The sequence below is a fragment of the Pseudomonas sp. GW821-FHT07F05 genome, assembly GCF_059418765.1.
In genome coordinates this window covers 639,659-658,605 of record NZ_JBWKQL010000003.1, presented here as the reverse complement: position 1 = coordinate 658,605, position 18,947 = coordinate 639,659, and the positions used below count along the sequence as shown (strand labels likewise).

General features: G+C 62.0%; 13 protein-coding genes. 5 read left to right on the top strand and 8 right to left on the bottom strand.

The genetic code is table 11. From position 1 onward, the window contains the following. Nucleotides 1–63: 63 nt before the first annotated feature. Together AC07RO_RS10710 and AC07RO_RS10705 are read right to left on the bottom strand one after the other, a co-directional pair. Nucleotides 64–1,743, bottom strand: coding sequence for an MFS transporter (locus AC07RO_RS10710; RefSeq protein ID WP_495085973.1), 1,680 nt, complete (start codon nucleotides 1,741–1,743; stop codon nucleotides 64–66). A 94-nt stretch (nucleotides 1,744–1,837) separates the two neighbouring features. Then, nucleotides 1,838–3,010, bottom strand: coding sequence for an XdhC family protein (locus AC07RO_RS10705; RefSeq protein WP_282371709.1), 1,173 nt, complete (start codon nucleotides 3,008–3,010; stop codon nucleotides 1,838–1,840). A 459-nt stretch (nucleotides 3,011–3,469) separates the two neighbouring features. Between AC07RO_RS10705 and egtB the strand changes: the two genes are divergently transcribed. From egtB to AC07RO_RS10690, 3 genes are all read left to right on the top strand, one after another. Further along, nucleotides 3,470–5,617: an ergothioneine biosynthesis protein EgtB gene (gene egtB, locus AC07RO_RS10700; protein WP_495085972.1), complete on the top strand. Its 2,148-nt coding sequence runs from the start codon at nucleotides 3,470–3,472 to the stop codon at nucleotides 5,615–5,617. Between the two features lie 358 nt (nucleotides 5,618–5,975). Beyond that, a complete protein-coding gene (locus tag AC07RO_RS10695) occupies nucleotides 5,976–7,073 on the top strand; it encodes an enoyl-CoA hydratase/isomerase family protein (RefSeq protein ID WP_192174091.1) in 1,098 nt (365 codons plus the stop codon). Between the two features lie 3 nt (nucleotides 7,074–7,076). Then, on the top strand, nucleotides 7,077–8,228 hold the full coding sequence (locus tag AC07RO_RS10690) for an acyl-CoA dehydrogenase family protein (RefSeq protein WP_495085971.1): 1,152 nt from the start codon (nucleotides 7,077–7,079) through the stop codon (nucleotides 8,226–8,228). A gap of 57 nt (nucleotides 8,229–8,285) precedes the next feature. Here AC07RO_RS10690 and AC07RO_RS10685 read toward each other — a convergent pair whose 3' ends face one another. Then, entirely contained in the window at nucleotides 8,286–13,583 is a 5,298-nt protein-coding gene (locus AC07RO_RS10685) for a hypothetical protein (protein ID WP_495085970.1), read from the bottom strand. 227 nt (nucleotides 13,584–13,810) lie between these two features. After that, nucleotides 13,811–14,374, bottom strand: coding sequence for an NADPH-dependent FMN reductase (locus tag AC07RO_RS10680; protein WP_282372575.1), 564 nt, complete (start codon nucleotides 14,372–14,374; stop codon nucleotides 13,811–13,813). Between the two features lie 331 nt (nucleotides 14,375–14,705). On the opposite strand from AC07RO_RS10680, the gene AC07RO_RS10675 reads away from it, so the two are divergent. Next, entirely contained in the window at nucleotides 14,706–14,918 is a 213-nt protein-coding gene (locus AC07RO_RS10675) for a hypothetical protein (RefSeq protein ID WP_192174094.1), read from the top strand. Between the two features lie 81 nt (nucleotides 14,919–14,999). On the opposite strand, the gene AC07RO_RS10670 is transcribed toward AC07RO_RS10675, so the two are convergent. The 4 genes from AC07RO_RS10670 to AC07RO_RS10655 form a co-directional block, all read right to left on the bottom strand. Then, on the bottom strand, nucleotides 15,000–15,569 hold the full coding sequence (locus AC07RO_RS10670) for a GNAT family N-acetyltransferase (protein ID WP_495085969.1): 570 nt from the start codon (nucleotides 15,567–15,569) through the stop codon (nucleotides 15,000–15,002). Between the two features lie 178 nt (nucleotides 15,570–15,747). Further along, on the bottom strand, nucleotides 15,748–16,500 hold the full coding sequence (gene dnaQ / locus AC07RO_RS10665; RefSeq protein ID WP_495009570.1) for a DNA polymerase III subunit epsilon: 753 nt from the start codon (nucleotides 16,498–16,500) through the stop codon (nucleotides 15,748–15,750). A 258-nt stretch (nucleotides 16,501–16,758) separates the two neighbouring features. Further along, nucleotides 16,759–17,211 (bottom strand): ribonuclease HI, encoded by a 453-nt coding sequence (rnhA, locus tag AC07RO_RS10660; RefSeq protein ID WP_495085968.1) that lies wholly within the window; start codon nucleotides 17,209–17,211, stop codon nucleotides 16,759–16,761. A gap of 46 nt (nucleotides 17,212–17,257) precedes the next feature. Beyond that, nucleotides 17,258–18,016 (bottom strand): class I SAM-dependent methyltransferase, encoded by a 759-nt coding sequence (locus tag AC07RO_RS10655; protein ID WP_065986459.1) that lies wholly within the window; start codon nucleotides 18,014–18,016, stop codon nucleotides 17,258–17,260. 99 nt (nucleotides 18,017–18,115) lie between these two features. Here AC07RO_RS10655 and gloB point away from each other — a divergent pair, with 99 nt between their 5' ends. Next, nucleotides 18,116–18,895: a hydroxyacylglutathione hydrolase gene (gloB, locus tag AC07RO_RS10650; RefSeq protein ID WP_346625391.1), complete on the top strand. Its 780-nt coding sequence runs from the start codon at nucleotides 18,116–18,118 to the stop codon at nucleotides 18,893–18,895. Nucleotides 18,896–18,947 lie beyond the last annotated feature (52 nt).

Below are 18,947 nucleotides of genomic sequence, written 5' to 3'. Positions count from 1 at the left end.
CATTGCCAGAAGAGCCGCCTGAAGCGCTGTTTGGAGGGGTGCCAGAAGGTTTGCCAGGTTCTGTCATGAAGGTTGAGCGCCAGAAGGTGTTAAGGGAGATGCCGAAGGTGTGGCCGGCGTAAACGGCGCGACCGGCTCGGTGGTGATCCACAGCCAGGTGGCGCGGCTGGTGATCCAGATCATGGTCAGCACCGCGATGACTGCGATCAGCATAAATACGTCGTTGTAGGCCAGGGTATTGGCCTCACGGGTGGCGGCGGTTGCCAGCGAGCGAATGCCCAGGCTGGTACGCGCGGCCGGGTCGGCGATGGCCGAAATATACGCACCGCTCGCGCTTTGCAGGCGCGATTGCACCTGAGCGTCGATCAGCGTGACGTGCTCGACGATGTGCGCCGAGTGGAATTTCTCGCGCCAGACCTGAAAGGTGCCCAGCAGCGCCGAGCCGATCAGGCTGCCGACGTTCTGGGTGATCCCGAACATCACCGAAAAACTGACCATGTTGCGCGGGTTGCTGATCACCCCGCTGATCCCCAGCACCAGGGTTGGCCCTAGAAAGAAGGTGCCGCCGAACGCCAGCAAAAACTGGCTGAAATACATCTGCGGTTCACGGGTGAGGCTGGTGGAAAAGCTGTCCATGCTCGAACCGATCGCCATCAGCGCCAGGGAGATGATCAGCGGCTTGAACAGGTGCTGCGGATCAATCGTCTGCGCGCTGACCGCCAGGCCCGCGACGCTGCCCAACAGCATGAACAGGTACAGCGTGTGCAGCTGCTCGGTGCCCTGATTCATCCCCTGAAGAAAACCGACCGCGCCGGTGGATTGCTCCGACAGCACGATCCGCGTCAGCAGCACGCCGAAGGCGAAGCGGATCATCCGGCCACTGCCCAGCCAGCGGGTGATCAACAACGGTCGGGTGCGATTGTGCTCGATACACAGCCCGGCAAGGATCAGCACGATGGACGACGCCAGGGCGATGCCGATCCAGGGCCCTTCAAGCCACCATTCAATCCGCCCCAGCGACAACGCCGCACAGAGCGCAGCGAAGCCTGAAGCGAGCAAGGCGAAGGTCAGGAAGTCGAGTTTCTCGAAGGCTTTGAAGCGGTCGCCTGGGGGCAGTTTCAGAATCAGCACGCAACCCAGGGACAGCAGGCACATGCCCAGTTCGAACAGGTAAAGCCCGCGCCATTCGGCAATCTGCAGCAGGTCTTCGGAAACCAGTCGCGCCAGCGGCGTGGCCAGTTGAGCGGTGCCGAGGCCCAGCACCAAGGCTTTCATGCGCCACTTCTGCGGGAAGGCCTGAATCATGTAGTACAGGCCCAGCGAACTCAGTGCCGCGCCGACCATGCCGTGGGCAGCGCGAACCGCGATGGCCGATTCGATGTCGTTGACGAACAGGTGCGCGAAGGTGACCAGCGCGTACAGCACCAGAAATACTTCGGTGAACGCGCGCAGACCAAACTGCTGGCGAAACTTCACCAGCAGCAGGTTCATCGACACATTGGTCATGACATACGCGGCGGGCAGCCAGGCGATCTCGGCCTGGGTGGCGCCCAGCGAGCCTTGCAGGTATTGAAGGTTGGCGACCACCAGCGCGTTGCCCAGCCCGCCGGTCAACGCCACGATCACCCCGACGATGGCATAGGCCCAGCGCTTGGGCGTTGCGTGCAAGGGCGTCGACGGCGAGCCCGGCAACGTTGGTCGCTCGTGGGGAGCCCAGTCGTGGGGTCTGTACTTGTCGTTCATTGAGCGGACCTGATGAATGCCGTGCCGAGCCACTGAAAAGCGATGGGGCCAGCCGCTATGAAAGCGGCCGCCTGTGAAGGCTAGCTGATCATGCTCAGCTAATCATTCTCAGTTCCCGCGCCTGCTCCAGTGTGACATCCACCGCATGAATGCTCGCCTGCCGGTGCTTGAGCATCCCGCCGCTGCGGCCGTTGAACACCGCGTTGATCTCGGCGAGGATCGACAACGCCACGCTGTGGGGCGCGTCACCGCCCAGGTCCAGCCCGACCGGGTAATGCAGGCTGGCCTGCGCAGCGGCTTCACGGGCCTGATCCGGCAGCTCGTCGAGCAAACGTTCGGTGCGGCTGCGTGGTCCGAGCTGGCCAATGTAGCGCGGCGTCGATTGCAGCACCTGCCCCAGCCAGTGGCGGTCCTGGCTCAGGCTGTGGGTCATCACCACCACGGCAGCGTCGGCGACCATCGCGTGCAATTCGGGCATTGGCTGCAGCGGCGCCGACAGCACCTGATCGGCCTCCGGAAAACGCTGGGGACGGGCGAAATGCGAGCGCGCATCGATCACCGTGATGTGCCAGCCCTGCAGCCGCGCCATGCTGACCAAGGGCATCGCGTCATGCCCGGCACCGAAGATCACAAGCCGGCGCGGCGCTGCGATGTACTCCAACAGCACCTCAACGGCGCCGTCCGCGCTGTCGTAGGTACGGGTGGCGGAGCGGCGGGCAGCGAGCACCGTTTTCAGGTCCTCGGCCACCGCCGTCGCCAGCCAGCGCTCACGCATGTCGATTTGCACCTGCCCGGATGAACGAATCGCCACCCGCTCGCCCAGCGCCGTATGACGTTCGCTTTGTGTGCCGATCACCGTCGCCAGCGCAGCGCCAACACCGCTGGCCTTGACCTCGCGCAACACGTCCGCCACCAGACTTGCCGCCTGGGGATCTATCCGTTCGAAGAGGATGTGCACCGTGCCGTTGCAACCCAGGCCAAAGCTGAGCTCGGCGTCTTCGAGTTCGTCGTCGTCCTCGCCGGTGCTGTACGTGCGCAGGGACGGCTTGCCATTGGCGGTCAGCCACCAGGCCTTTTTGCTGACGTCGCTTTCGAGGCAGCCGCCGCTGACGGTGCCGGTCGCCTCGCCCATCGGCGCGATCACCATCCGCGCACCCGGGCGTCGGTAAGCCGAACCCTCGACCTTGACCACTGTGGCGATCACCACTTCCTGCTGCCCGGTCTGCGCTTCATCAAGCGCCCCCAGCAGACTGGATAGATCATTCATGCGCGTCCCCAAAAACCGGTTCATTCATCTGGCGTGATTCATTTGTCACCTGACACATACCCTGAAAAGCCACTGCCATCCGTGACGCAAGTGCTGTTGTGCAGACTGTGAGTCGCCGCGCAGGTTCAGCTTTTGCCCGCGAAACACGTGTTGTGCGCCGTGCACTTGCAGCGAATGGCCAGCAGGTTACCGCAGACGGCGCGCAGATTGGCCATCGGTCACCGACTGCGCGAATCAGCCCGTGCCGGGACTACACTCGGTGCGTGCCGTTAAATCCATGCAAAACGCTGATGATCCAAGGGATCAACGTACTCGTGGGAAGTGGCCGTCCTTCATTTGGATATTTCGGTTGAACATTCCGCACAACGCACGCCTCAAACCCTGAATCGCCGTACCGCCTGGCTGCGTGGAATCACTCCACCGGGTCCACCGGGCATCGGCTACGCCGGAGAGCACCTGATGACGCGCCAATTACGCCAGCTTCGCGAAACATCCTCCACCCACACCCTGTGCCAGCGCTTTCAGAGCGTGCGCGACCGTACCGAATTTCTGGTCGAGCCCTTGAGCGCCGAGGACATGGTGGTGCAGTCGATGCCCGATGCCAGCCCGGCCAAATGGCACATGGCGCACACCACATGGTTCTTCGAAACCTTTCTGCTGGCGCCGAACCTGCCGGCCTACGAAGCGTTCGATCCGACGTTCGGCTACCTGTTCAACTCTTATTACGAAGCTGTCGGCCCGCGTCATCCGCGTCCGCAGCGCGGCCTGATGACCCGGCCGAGCGTCGATCAGGTCCTGGCCTATCGCAGGCACGTCGACGAAAACATGACGACGCTGCTGATGACGCCGCTCAGCGACGAGATGACCAGCCTGATCGAACTCGGCCTGGCCCACGAAGAGCAGCATCAGGAACTGCTGCTGATGGACATCCTTCATTTGTTCAGCCTGTCGTCGCTGAAACCGGCCTACAGCCCGCGCTGGCCGAAAGACCTGTCGGGCCGTCGCGGTCATTTCAAGCCGCTGAGCGCCGGCCTGACCGAAATCGGCCACGACGGTGACGGCTTTTCGTTCGACAACGAAGGCCCGCGCCACACCACCTATCTGCAGTCCTTCGAAATCAGCGACCGGCTGGTGACCAACGGCGAGTGGTTGAGCTTCATTGCCGACGGCGGCTATCACACCGCAGCCTTGTGGCTGTCCGAAGGCTGGACCCTGGTGCAGGAAAACGGCTGGAATTCGCCGATGTACTGGCAGCACGACGAGAACGGCTGGAAGCGCATGAGCCTGCGCGGCCTTGAGTCGATCGACCCTTCGGCGCCGGTCACCCACATCAGTTATTACGAAGCCGCCGCCTTTGCGCTATGGGCCGATGCGCGCCTGCCCACCGAAGCCGAATGGGAAGCCGCCGCCCGCGCCGGTTTGCTGGAGCAAGTGGACGACGTCGCCTGGCAGTGGACGCAAAGTGCCTACAGCGCCTACCCCGGCTTCAAGCCCTCAGTGGGCGCAGTCGGTGAGTACAACGGCAAGTTCATGGTCAATCAGATGGTCCTGCGCGGCGGTGCCAGCGTCACGTCGCCCGATCATTGCCGCCTGACCTACCGCAACTTCTTCCACGCCGACAAACGCTGGATGGTTTCGGGCCTGCGCCTGGCCCGTGATAGCCGTCAACCCGGCGTGGTTGACCCGAACGACAGCGAATTCGCCCGCGACGTGGTGGCCGGTCTCGGCGCCCCGGAGAAAACACTGTCGCCCAAGTATTTCTATGACGCTGCGGGTTCCGACCTGTTCGAAGCCATCTGCGAAACGCCTGAGTACTACCCGACGCGCGCCGAAACCGGGTTGCTGAAACGCATCGCCGGCGAGATCGCTGCGACCATTCCGGCGGGCGCAGCACTGGTGGAATTTGGCAGTGGCGCCAGCGAGAAGACCCGTCTGGTGCTGGATGCCGCGCCGCACATCGCGGTGTACGTGCCGATCGACATCAGTGCGACAGCACTGAACAAGGCCGCGCGGTCATTGCGCCAGCGTTACCCGGCGCTGATCGTCGCGCCACAAGTCGACGACTTCACCCGGGTGCTCACCCTGCCTGAAGAAGCCGACGGCCACACCCGCGTGGGTTTCTTCCCGGGCTCGACCATCGGCAACTTCAGCCATGAGCAGGCCGTGGATTTCCTCCACAGCGCCCACGATGTGCTGGGGGAAAACGCCCACTTCATCGTCGGTGTCGATCTGGTGAAGGATGAGCAGACGCTGGTGGCCGCGTACGACGACGCCGACGGCGTGACCGCGCAGTTCAACAAGAACCTGCTGACCCGCATCAATCGCGAGCTGCACGCCGACTTCGACGTGTCTGCCTTCGATCATCTGGCCGTGTGGAACGCCGAACAGGCCTGCATGGAAATGCACCTGGTCAGCCGCAAACAGCAAAGCGTCACGGTCGCCGGACACACCTTCCGCTTCGCCGCCGGGGAACGCCTGCACACCGAGAACTCCCACAAGTTCACGGTTGAATCGTTCACCGAACTGGCCGCGCGTGCGGGCTGGACCGTCAGCGAATGCTGGATCAGCGACGCGCCACAAACGGCGTTGTTCAGCTTGCAGGCGTGACAGGGGGCAACGGAAATCCTCCAACTTCCAGGATTTCCCAATGTGGCTCGGCTACCACAGATGGCGCAGCAGACGCGGACCCTGTGGGAGTGAGCTTGCTCACGAAGGCGGCATCTCAGGCGCTAAAGATATATCGGGTGTAAGGGCCTCTTCGCGAGCAAGCTCGCTCCCACAAGTCGGTGGTCAGCCAGCGATGGCGTTGTTCAGCTTGCAGGCGTGACGGCGCTGATGTGCTCATCCCTGCCGGAAACTTCATTGTCATTTGCAAAATGGCGCTGGTAGCATCCGTTAGCACCCTCACGGACCCCGGCGGTACAGCCGGGGATTGAGTACAACAATAATCAACAGGGAGTCAGCGATGACGGCTCAGGTCATACCTGCCGAATACGCGGCGCAGCAATCCGCCTGCGCGAGCGTTCTGTCCGACGTACGCAATCACATTGGTCACCTCACCCTCAACCGCCCCCAGGGCCTCAATGCCATCGACCTGCACATGGTCCGGCAGCTGCAGTACCAGCTCGACGCCTGGGCAAAGGATGACAACGTTTACGCCGTGGTCCTGCGCGGTGCCGGCGAAAAGGCCTTCTGCGCCGGCGGCGACATCCGCTCGCTGTACGACAGCTTTCAGGCCGGTCGGACCGAGCACCTGGATTTCTTCGTCGAAGAATACGCGCTGGACCTCACCCTTCATCATTACCGCAAACCCGTCGTCGCCTTGATGGACGGCTTCGTGCTCGGCGGTGGAATGGGCCTGGCCCAGGGCGCGGACCTGCGCGTGGTCACTGAGCGCAGCCGTCTGGCGATGCCGGAAGTGGCGATCGGTTATTTCCCTGACGTGGGCGGCAGCTACTTTCTGCCCCGTGTGCCCGGCGAGTTGGGGATTTATCTGGGCGTTACGGGCGTGCAGATCCAGGCCGCCGATGCGCTGTATTGCGGGATGGCGGACTGGTACCTCAACAGCGAACGCCTCAATGACCTCGATCTGCAGCTCAATAACCTGAAGTGGAGCCTGACCCCGCTCAAGGATTTGCAGGGCGCGCTGGCGAAACTCGGCGTGCAGCACTTGCCTGCGCCGCCGCTGGCAAAACTGCGCCCGGCCATCGATCATTTCTTCGGCCTGCCGGACGTCCCGAGCATCATCGAACAATTGCTGGAAGTCAGCGTCTACGACACCCATGCCTGGGCCCTCGACACGGCGCATCTGATGCAAACCCGTTCACCGCTGGCGATGGCGGTCACTCTGGAGCTGCTGCGCCGCGGCCGGCATCTGCCGCTGGAGCGTTGTTTCGCCCTGGAGCTGCATCTGGACCGCCAGTGGTTTGAACGGGGTGACTTGATCGAAGGCGTTCGTGCCTTGATCGTCGACAAAGACAAGAAACCGCACTGGAGCCCTTCCAGCGTGCAGGCATTGGATGCCGAGCACGTGGCAAGCTTCTTCAGCGGTCATGAGGGGTGACCTATGCAAGATCTTGAACTGACCGAAGAGCAAGTGATGATCCGCGACATGGCGCGGGACTTCGCGCGCAATGAAATCGCGCCCCATGCCCAGGCTTGGGAAAAAGCCGGCTGGATCGACGACGCGCTGGTGGCGAAGATGGGCGAACTGGGCCTGCTCGGCATGATCGTCCCGGACGAATGGGGCGGCAGCTACATCGACTACGTCGCCTACGCGCTGGCGGTCGAAGAGATCTCCGCCGCCGACGGCGCCACCGGTACGCTGATGAGCGTGCACAGTTCAGTGGGCTGCGGGCCGGTGCTCAACTACGGCAGCGACGGGCAGAAACAACAGTGGCTGGAAAAGCTCGCCAGCGGAAAGGCCATCGGCTGCTTCTGCCTGACCGAACCCCAGGCCGGCTCCGAAGCCCACAACCTGCGCACCCGTGCCGAATTGAAAGACGGCGAATGGGTGCTCAACGGCGCCAAGCAGTTCGTCAGCAACGGCAAGCGCGCGCAGCTGGCAATTGTCTTCGCCGTCACCGACCCGGACCTGGGCAAGCGCGGCCTGTCAGCGTTTCTGGTGCCCACCGACAACCCCGGTTATCGCGTCGACCGGATGGAACACAAGATGGGCATCCGCGCCTCCGACACCTGCGCCGTGACCCTGAGCGATTGCCGGATTCCGGCGGAAAACCTGTTGGGTGAACGGGGCAAAGGACTGTCCATCGCCCTTTCAAACCTGGAAGGCGGACGCATCGGCATCGCTGCCCAGGCTCTGGGCATCGCTCGCGCGGCGTTTGAAGCGGCGCTGGGTTACGCCCGTGACCGCGTGCAGTTCGACAAACCGATCATCGAGCACCAGAGCATCGCCAATCTGCTGGCCGACATGCACACCCGCATCAATGCTTCTCGCCTCTTGGTCCTGCACGCCGCGCGGTTGAGAACGGCCGGCAAACCCTGTCTGTCCGAAGCGTCCCAGGCCAAGCTGTTCGCCTCGGAAATGGCCGAGTGGGTCTGCTCCAAAGCGATACAAATCCACGGCGGCTATGGCTATCTGGAGGATTATCCGGTGGAGAAATACTACCGGGACGCGCGGATCACCCAGATATACGAAGGCTCCAGCGAAATCCAGCGTTTGCTGATCGCCCGCGAGCTGCGGCACTACGCGCTGTAAGGGTCACGCCCCTCCCCCCCAGAAACGCCGAGCCCCTCAGGGCTCGGCGTCTGTCACTCAACGACCGCCCGGCGCGGGGCTTGGCGCGACAAAGCTGCGTCTTCCCAACTGGAGGACAAGCAGGGTCACCGAATCGGCGTTGGCCAGGAGAACTCGACTGCGTTTGCGTGCATCGCCGAGAAACGCCTCACGGGCTTCATCCATGGTTTTGCTGCGGGTGAGCTTCAGGATTGCATCATGCTCGAAGCCCTCTTCCTCATCGAAATCACGCCATTCGCCCTCCTTCAAATGCAAAAACAGCTCATCTCTTGCGCTCAGATGCGACAGGCCATGGGTTTGCATGAGCTGGATATCCGCTTTCAGCTTGATGTTGTTGGCGTTGTTTTCCTGCAACAGGTCCGGATACGGTGCCGTGCTTTCCAGATAGGCAATGTCGTGGGTATCGAGCGCCAGGTGCGAGAGTTCGTGGATCAGCGTTGCGGCGCGGTAATGGGCCGGGCAATCAAAGCCTTGGGTGGCCGCCTCGGGCGTGAGCGGAAACTGCGGCGCATCGAAATACCGGTCAGTCAGGAACACGCGCTTTTTCGGGTCTCTTTTGATCACAAAGCCCATGGTGGCTGCGTGGCCCGCGCGGTTGGTGCCCACCACAAACCGGGGCGATGAGTAAGGCGACAACGACGCATCCATGACCTCATCGAACAGCGTCTTGATCGCGCGTTCGGTATCGACCAGCAACTCGTGATCGGGCGTACTGACACCGAAAAAATCACCGATGATCTGCGAGACGCGCGGGTGCAGTGGAGTCCCAGGCTCATGCACGTTCAGGTTATCCAGAGCGTTTTCAAGGTAGCGTTTGGCCTGCAGATGAGCCTCGCCGATATGCTGCGCGCGTTCCCGAAAAAACTTGCGTATCTCGGGCATGCCACTGGCTTCGATGAGCAACACGTCATCGGCGCTGACGTCCGCCGCGTGTGTGCGCAGCTTGGTCATTGCGCCGCCCCCGCCCTTTAGACCGGACTCGATGTCCAACTGCCAGCGCTGATTGTCATCCAGCCTGAGGCGCGGGCCGAGTGTGCGGTCAGCGCCAATGATCATCCATCTGCCATCCTTGGCCTGGCGGCGCACCTCATAGACCCGTCCGGCGACCGCCGCATAGGCCTTTCCGTTGGCGGGGTCCATAAACAGACTCAGCAATTCATCGCGACGCAGGTCTTTCAGCGAGATGTTCCGGGCTTCCAGCGCCTGCAAACGCTTCAGTTGCTCGGCGGTGAGTGTGACGCCGCCCCAGGAAAACTCTGGCGGCGTCAACTCCTCGTCCGTGACCAGATCGCCCCCGATCAGCTCGTCCTTCTCGGCCTGTTCCCTGGCCGTCACCATCACGCCCAACGCGGCAGAAAATTCGGAAATAGCCTCGCCCCAGTGACGCCCGGCCGCCGACGCAGCCGATGCACGAAACAGCGTATGGCTCTGCCAAAACGCGACCATGGCGGCAAACTTGCCGGGCACAATGCTCAGCGCCTGCTCCAACCCCAGCGAAGCCAGAAACTTGCGCGACGCCTGATCGGCCTCCTCGGTGGTGACCGTATCGGACGCGCCAATGTCCACCAGCAGGCTCACGGTGTCGGTGAACATGAACTGCAGCGAGTTGCCTTTTTCTTCAGCCAGCGAAACCGTGACCGGCCCCGGTGTGTGAGTGGGCACATCGCCCGGCCCCTGGTCAAAGAACGGCAGATGAGGCTCGATGAACCCGCCGTGCTCATATCGCTTGCGCACCTCCGGGTCCAGTCGCTCGAGCACCAGGTGTTGCAGCGTTGCGTCACTGCGCAGATCGGCCAGCAGTGCAGACAGGCTGGCGTACTCGCGGAAGACTAAATCCGGGTGGAACACCGCGTGCAAAATCACCGGGCCGCTGTCAGGGTGCTCGGCACAGATCAGGTAAACGCCCTTGACAGGATCGGGCGTCATTCCCTCATCGGCGACCAGCCGCAGGGTACTGATGATCGTGCGCTCACCGTCCAACGGTTCGCGGGCAATACCGTCGGGCATTTCAACCACCCGCGAGATGAATTCGCAGGCTCGGGGACTCAGCTTTCCTTGCAGCTTCTGCTGCATCGCCACCGCCTGCATCATCGGTGGCAGTTGATTGACAAAAAGGGTGTTTCGCTTTCCCCAGTTGATGTCTGCTGGAGTCAACGTCTGCCGCAACAGCGTTCGGAACCCTGCGCCGACGTCCAGCCCACGGGCAGTCCTGCGCACATAGTCCGGGGTCATCAGGCGGCCGATATCGGGGTATTCGGCGGAGTGGATACTCAACGCCGCTTCTGGAAAATCAACGAAGCGATTGATGGCGTAATCAGTGAGAGACTCACTGTGCTCAAGGGTGGCGGCGGGAATCGCTGACGGGATCTGCCCAACGCCGGGGGGCGCGGCGACGTAGCGACGCTGGGTAACGGTGATCTGGTCAGGGTCCAGATCGCGCTCGGGGAAATCCTTGCCCAGCTGATCCAACAGCCTGCTGCGCGCGTATTCAGTCAGGGTCGGGAGGTCAAAGAGAAAATCCTCGTCACCTTCGCTGGCGAGAAAAAAACGACGCCATATCTCGTTATACGCACGAATGTCGCTGGCCGATGCAGACTTGAACCAGTCCGGCAACAGCTCTTCAAACAATGTGTTGTCGATTCGGACCGCCAGAGCGTCGAGCATGTCGACCAATTGCGCATCCAGTTCGGTGGCGCGGGCAACGCGAGTGAACAGCCCGGCTTCAAAACGACAACGCCGGGCACGGGCGCACAGTTGCTGGAGGTTCTGTAACTGGCGGTTAAACACAGTCTGTTGCAACGCCTCGATCGCATGGCCATTGCAGCGACTGAAATCAAAGCGGACCTGCTCCGCCGGTTGCGCCCGCAGGTGGTTGCGCAACAGCGTACGGTCGCGCTCCCCCACCAGAGCCAACCAGCGCTCGCTGTGCACGCTGCGCAATCGACTGCCCAGTTTGTCGGTCAATGCCTGCACGGATTCGAAATGCTCCCAGCCCTGCACGCTGCTCCAGAACATCAAACCTGCACCGGTCCGCCGCGGTTGCCAGAGCACCATTGAATCGCTGAGGGTGGCCTCGGCGCCGGATCCATATACCACCGACAGCGAAAACACCTCGGTCATCGACAGGCCCGATTCTGATCTCTGCGCACGGACAGGCGCGTTGAGCACTTGCATGACCATGTGCGCCGCCTCGCTCGGGACCACCTCCATTCGCTGCCTCAGCGCCAGGTCCAGCCGCAACGCGTCTTCCCTGAGCACCAACGCCATGGCAACCGGTTGCAGCTGCCTGTCGCCCAGACGCGCAAGGGCCGTGCGCGATCGTCCAAATCGGTCGAGGTAGCGCTCGACGAAGTCCGAAGCAACGCGCTCGAGCATGACGTTAATCAGTTCGACATCAAGGTGCGCCCCTGCAGCTTGAGAAGTGAGCAGCACCTGCGCCGTGCGCGAGAGGGGATCAGGACGGTGCCCACTGACGCGCTCAAGCAACAGCGCCACCAGATCCATTGACGTGGCGCGCAAGGACTCACTGATGGCGACAGAACTCGGCTCGACATCGGAGGCGGCAACCGGCAGCGATTCCAGCCAGCGCACCCGTATCTCACTCGCGCGCAGGCCGCGTGCCGAAGCCGCGCATAGATAGCGTTGCAGTGCCTGCTCGGCGTAGCTGACCAGAAAGTTGTCCAACTGGCGCAGGTGGGCCGCACTGGCATCGGATACCTGGGTTCTCTCCAGCCACGACGGGGGCGACGGCTGTAGCGCAGTGGGCTGGGAAGGTCCGGAGGCGGAAGGTTCAAGGACGGCGCTCTCAGGCTCTGGCGCCGGGACGACCTGAATCAGGTCATCGTTGGCGCTGCTGCACCAGACGGCAGCAAAGTCCATCGGTTGGTCGTGCCGCCAGCGCCCCGCCGTGAAATGCCTCTGACGCGGGTCGATCAGGTAACGCACGTCCAGCGCATCGTCATACATCGCTGAGACCTTCACGGGCTCAGCCGACAAACCCTTCACGTACTGCAGGTTACGCAGCTGGAGCGCAAGGACGGAGTCCACCCGTTCGCGGAACAAGGGCCCGTCGATACTATCCAGCGTAAGGGTCAAATCACCTTCACGCAGTAACAGCGGCTGGTCCACAAGGGCCAGTACCGGGCGCAACATTTCGCGCCCTTCCGGGGTTGAGCAAAACGCACTCAGTGCCGTCAGGTTGGCAAATCGGCGCAGGCCGTGCTCCGGGGTAAACCACAGCAGCGGCAGCTCGGCCGGGGAGAAATCGAACACCAGTGTACCGGCCAGTTGTGTGGCTGTTCCGTCGGCCAGGTGCAGCACAAGACGTCTGCAGCGCAATTGAGCTTCCGACGAAATGTATTGCGGTCCGGACATGAGCAACGGCCTCAACATTTCGTGCTCCTGCCGACTGAGATTACCCTCGTGGCCGTAACGGTAGAGTTCATGGCACAGGCTGGTCGCGTAGACCTGAACCGCCATGTCGCGGCAGGAACCGGTCCCGCGTTGCTGGCTCCAGTAATCACGCAGCAGCCAGGCGAATTGGTCCGGCAGCGCAGACATCGTGTCGGTTATGGCCTGAGCGAACAATTGTGCATCGCGTTCGCTCACCACTCGGCCCTGTGCATCCATGAATTGCGGCGTCACGCCCGGCGCCTGCTCGGCATGGCAAAACGCTTCAAACGCCGTTTGAGAGAGCGTCTGGGTCATCAGCACAAGCTCGTCGCCGGCACCGAAAGCCGGTTGCACCATCCGCATGAGGTGCCTCGCCGGATCAATCTGCTGATCCGGCAAGAGCCGACGCAGTTGCAGGGCCAACGCGGAGGTGACAGCGCCGACCAGGTCTGGCGTCAGCTTCAGTCGCTCGGTGAACTGCCTGACCGAATTTGCCTGATATTCGACGATGGCCTGCATCTGGGCCTGAAAAACGTTGTCGTCGATTTTCTCGTACTCGAACGCTGCCGAAGGGTCGTTGTTTGCAAACCGGCCGAGCAACGCCTCCAGCAACTGCTGGCGACCGTCGAAGGCTTCGACGCCGGACGCCAGCGTGAACAGGAATATCCGTGGGTCGCTGGTCTGGCCGTGGCTGAACATCAGCGCAGCACTGAGTTCCAGCGAAGTAGGCAGGCCGTCATTGAGCAGCAACCGATCGACCCTGACCGGATCGGGATCATCGGCGCCCATCGCGCCTGCCGCGCGTTTAAGCCAGGTCTGTTCAGATGAGCGGAGCACGCCGGCAGCAACGGCGCGGTCGACTTCGTCGAGAAAGCGCTGTCGCAGTGACGCGCTGTTGAAGTACGTGGTGGTAACGGTAGGCATTGCAGCTCCTTGAGCACAAACGCCCGCGGCTGGCATCGGCCAGGCAGGGGCAGGAAAGGCTGGGAGCGTAGGGAAGAAATCCACCGCAACTGCGGTACATAACGCTGTACACGGGGAGGGAAATTCAGGATTGAATGGCGAAGACGCGGCGACGTCCGGCCATGAATGCGAAAGGCCTGCACGTTGAGTGGCGTGCAGGCCTTTTCATCGGAAGACAGTCCAGCCGATCAGGCTTTCGACGTGCGCTCAACGTGACCGGCGAATGCGTCGATGATGTTCTGCAGGAACGGACGGGTTTTCTCGTTCAGCTTGCCCTGTTCGTCAAAGAAGGTGCCCGCGTTGCCCAGGTACGCTTCCGGCTGCTGCATGCACAGCACGTCGAGGAACACGAAGCACTGGCGCAGGTGCTGGTTGGCGCCAAAACCGCCGATGGCGCCCGGCGAAACGCTGACCACCGCCGCCGGCTTCGCACTGCCCCACGCGCTTTTGCCGTAGGGGCGCGAGCCGACGTCGATGGCGTTCTTCAGCGCGCCCGGCACCGAGCGGTTGTATTCCGGGGTCACGAACAGAAAGCCGTCCGCACCCTGCAAGGCTTCACGAAAGGCGGTGTACGCGGCGGGCGGCGAATCATGGTCGATGTCTTCGTTATAGAGCGGCAGGTCGCCAATTTCGACGATGCTCAGTTTCAGGCTTGGCGGCGCCAGTTCGGCCAGTGCACGGGCCACTTTGCGGTTGATGGAATCTTTCCTCAAGCTGCCGACGATGACTGCAATCGAATGAACCTGGCTCATGAGACGGACCTTCTGCTGTTGGAGGAAACAACAGTTATAGATGAAACATGCGCGACATTCTGTGTTGTTTTTCCGTTGCTAATCATCGAAGCGTTCGATGCTGTAGCGTGGGTTATCGGCGCATGTGCGTCGCGCGGGCCGCGCGACCGTCGCTCGCGACTATTTTTCCGAGGGCCGAAAACTCCCCCTGATAACCGCGGTCTGACTGCCTTAGGCGAATAAGGTCCTGATAGAAATTTGGGAATTACCTTACAAGCGGACACGGTTTATTCACTCGCGGTGTTAGGATGCGAGCGAAAACGAGCAGTTATTTCCAGAGGTTACAAAGCAAATGGCTTCAGTTCTAGTTGGGCAATTTCATGCGCGGGACGCGGAGGGACGCGTTTACTCGGTGCATGAATTCCGTGAATCACAGCCCGATGAGGCTGATGGCAAGGAGCCCGTTTCAACTTATCGCCTGGCCATTGGCGACCGCGTCAAGCACTTGAGCGGAGAGGAATTCGAGTTGATTCAAAGCAAGGTCGTACTGACAAGAGAGCGCTGAGGCGCTGCTGCAAGCCCGGCTCTTTACACACAGGCCGCTCACGTCGCGCGGCCACGAGTCAGGCCATACGGGCTTGCAGCTTCAATCGACGACAGGCCCGTCGAACAGCAGATACCAGAAAATCGCCGCCTCTTGCGTACCCGGATCTATCGCGCGATAACGCAGATGATCCACCCCGCCGACCACAAATCCGTAGCGCTCATATAACCGACACGCCGCCAGATTATTGTTCTGGGTTTCCAGGGTGATGCCCGGCAGACCACGCTTGCGGCTCCAGAACTGCGCCACGTCCAGCAGCTTTTGCGCCACGCCATTGCGCCGCGCCCCGGTGTCGACCGCCAGCTCGTCGATGTGGGCGAAACCGTTCCAGTGCTGGCTGACCACCACATGCCCGACCGGCTGCTCATCGAGCCAGGCCACCAGCACAGTGCTGTCGGCGGCGTCTCGATAATGGCAGAACTCTTCGGAATCGATGCCGTAGTTTTTCAGGTAGGGCTCGACAGGTTCGACGGGCCACTGCGCCACGGGCTCGCCGATCTGCACCCGGGCATAACCGGTAACGGTGAACGTGAATTCGCTGTTGAGGATGTAATCCTCGAAGCACTCGTCAGCGACACGAATGCTGAAAGTCGGGCTGGACGTGTTCACCATGGGCCTCTCTCATCGAACAACCGCAGATGTATCTGCCGACTGATGACTCGTGGGAGCGAGCTTGCTCGCGAAGAGGCCCTTACATCCGGAACATCCGTAGCGCCTGAAATACCGTCTTCGTGAGCAAGCTCACTCCCACACTTACTGCGTTTGCTCCGCGAGTGAGCCGCTGCCGCCTTCAGGCTTCAGCCTGGGCCTGGGTCTGCGCTTCGAGCAACTGGGTCCACAGGGCCGGAGCACCCGCGGATTTGGCGATCACGGCCAGACGCGCTTCGTGCTCCGCCAGCTCGGCCTCGCTGGCGACGATGATGCGGCCCGGCGTGCGGTTGGCGATCCGGCGGATCTCGGAAGGACGATCAGCGCCGCCCTCTCCATCGTTGTTGCCGGCCAGCGACAGGGTCGTCTGGCCACCGGTCATCGCCAGATAGACTTCCGCGAGAATCTCGGAGTCGAGCAAGGCGCCGTGCAGTTCGCGGCCGGAGTTGTCGACGTCGTAGCGTTTGCACAGGGCGTCGAGGCTATTGCGCTGGCCCGGATGCCGCTCGCGGGCCATGGCCAACGTGTCGAGGATGGTGCAGTAGCTGCTGAGGTTGGCGCGATCGTGCTGGCCGATCAGGGCGAATTCGTTGTTCAGAAAGCCGACGTCGAACGCCGCGTTGTGGATGATCAGCTGAGCGCCTTTGATGAACTCGAAGAATTCGTCGGCGACTTCGGCGAAACGCGGTTTGCCGATCAGGAACTGGTCGGTGATGCCGTGAACGCCAATGGCGCCCTCGTCACTCTCCCGGTCCGGTTGCAGGTAAACGTGGAAATGCCGCCCGGTCAGACGCCGGCCAACCAGCTCGACGCAGCCGATTTCGATGACCCGATGGCCATCGGTGACGGGCATACCGGTGGTCTCGGTATCGAGGACAACCCTTCGTTCAGTGATGATGTTTTGTACAGTCATTGCCTACCGCCTCAGCTTCAGGCGCGGATATTAGCATGAGGGTTTTGGGATGTGGGCAGCCTTGCCAGACCGCACCTGCCAGTGTGGGAGTGAGCTTGCTCGCGAAGAGGTCAGTGCCTCCACTCAATCTCTAGCAGCCGGAATGCCGCATTCGTGAGCAAGCTCACTCCCACAGGGTCCGTGTTTGCTCCACGACCGCGCAGGATGTGGACGACGGAGATCCCGCGCAGGACTGAGCCATCAGCCGTGCTTGATACCGCGCACTTCATCCACCCCACGGTTCGCCAACTGGTCGGCGCGTTCGTTGCCGGGATGGCCGATATGCCCGCGCACCCACTTCCAGCTCACGTTGTGCCGGCTGACCTGCTCGTCCAGCTGCTTCCACAGATCGGCGTTTTTAACCGGTTCCTTCGCCGCTGTCTTCCAGGCGCGCTTCTTCCAGTTGGTCATCCACTCGGTGATGCCTTTCATCACGTACTGCGAGTCGGTCACCAGGATCACTTCACATGGCCGCTTCAGCTCTTCCAGGCCGCGAATGGCGCCGAGCAGCTCCATGCGGTTGTTGGTGGTGTTGGCTTCACCGCCCCAGAGTTCTTTTTCAACGCCTTTGCACACCAGCAACGCACCCCAGCCGCCGGGGCCGGGGTTGCCCTTGCAGGCGCCATCGGTGAAGAGTTCTACGGTATCGCTCATTACGATGTTTCCAGAAAATTGAGAAAGCGTGGCGCCAGCCGGACAATCAAGGCTCGGGCGTGCGCCGATTGACCTTGGCCATGGGCAACGGCAGCAGTTTGCCCATCGGCTCGCGACGCGGCATGCGCACAGGCCGCAATCCGACACTCATCTTGCGCGCGATCAATAGATAGAAGCCGCCGCCGGGACTTTGCCAGCCATCGCCGAGACGTTCGAGTCCGGCCAGACGGGCCTGCCACTTGGGCGAAGCGAGCGGCGGACGATAGCACCCGAAGCGGCGTTTCTCCAGCGCGAAGCCCAGCAGGTTGAGCCAGTCGCCGACCCGTGAAGGCGAGATGCAGCGGGCCCTGCGCAAGGCATCGTTGGCAAAGAAATGACGAATGCCCCAGGTGCTCCAGGGATTGATCCCGACGATCACCAGGTGCCCGCCGGGACGCACGCTGCTGGCGGCTTCGCGCAACAGGCCGTGGGGCGACAGGCAGAAATCCAGGCCATGCTGCATGACCACCACATCGGCGGCGTGCTCGCTCAACGGCCAGGCCTGCTCTTCGCAGACAATTTCAACGCCCGGCAACGGCGCGCCCAGCCGCACGTTGCGCTGCACTTGCTTCGCCGCTGGCGGCGTTTGTGCCGACGGGCCGTAATGCACCAGATAGCCGCCAAAAAAACGTTCGAGCTCTTGCTCCAGCACGCGGCTTTCTTCTTCCAGCAACAACTGCCCCAGGGGCCCGGACAGCCAGTCGCGGGCGGCGCTGATCAGCTCAAGCCACTCGGGGTCGGCCTGGGCGAACGCTTCATCGGTCATTTCCGGTCTCCATGAGAGGGTCATTGCGATAGAGACTCGCCTCGAGTCAGTTCAGACCCTAAGATGCTTCTCTATGTTTCCAGCCAAGCGAACCGCGCCATGATACAGGTCGATGCCCTGCCCGCTTTCAGCGATAACTACATCTGGTTGTTACAAGACAATGCCGTCAAGCGCTGCGCCGTGGTTGACCCGGGCGATGCTGCCCCCGTCATTGCCTGGCTGGAACGCAACCCGGACTGGCGCCTGACCGACATTCTCATCACCCATCACCACGCGGACCACACCGGCGGCGTCGCGCAACTTAAAACGCTCACCGGCGCCAAGGTCTACGGCCCGGTCAATGAGAACATTCCGGCGCGGGACGTGGCCCTGTCCGACAACGATGAGCTCACCGTACTCGGCCTGACATTTGCCGTCCATGCAGTCCCCGGCCACACCCTGGGCCACATCGCCTTTTACCACGCCGACGCGCAACAGCCGCTGCTGTTCTGCGGCGACACGCTGTTCGCGGCGGGTTGCGGGCGGTTGTTCGAAGGCACCCCGCAGCAGATGCATCACTCCCTGAGCCGGCTCGCCGAGCTGCCCGACAGCACCCTTGTCTACTGCGCCCACGAATACACACTGAGCAATCTGCGCTTTGCCGTCGCGGTCGAGCCGGAGAATGCCGACGTAGTGGAACGCTTCGAGCAAGTGACGCAATGGCGTGCGCAAAATCGCATCAGCGTGCCGTCGACGCTGGCGCTCGAGCGCAAGACCAATCCGTTTCTGCGAGCCTCCGTCATCTCCGTGAAACAAAAAGCAGACGAACGGAGCGGAACCCACAACGCAACGCCCACAGAGGTCTTTGCGGTGCTGCGGGCATGGAAAGATAAGTTCTAAACAGGCGGCGAATCAGCACGGAAATTCTGAAAGGTTGACCGTTCAGCAGCCA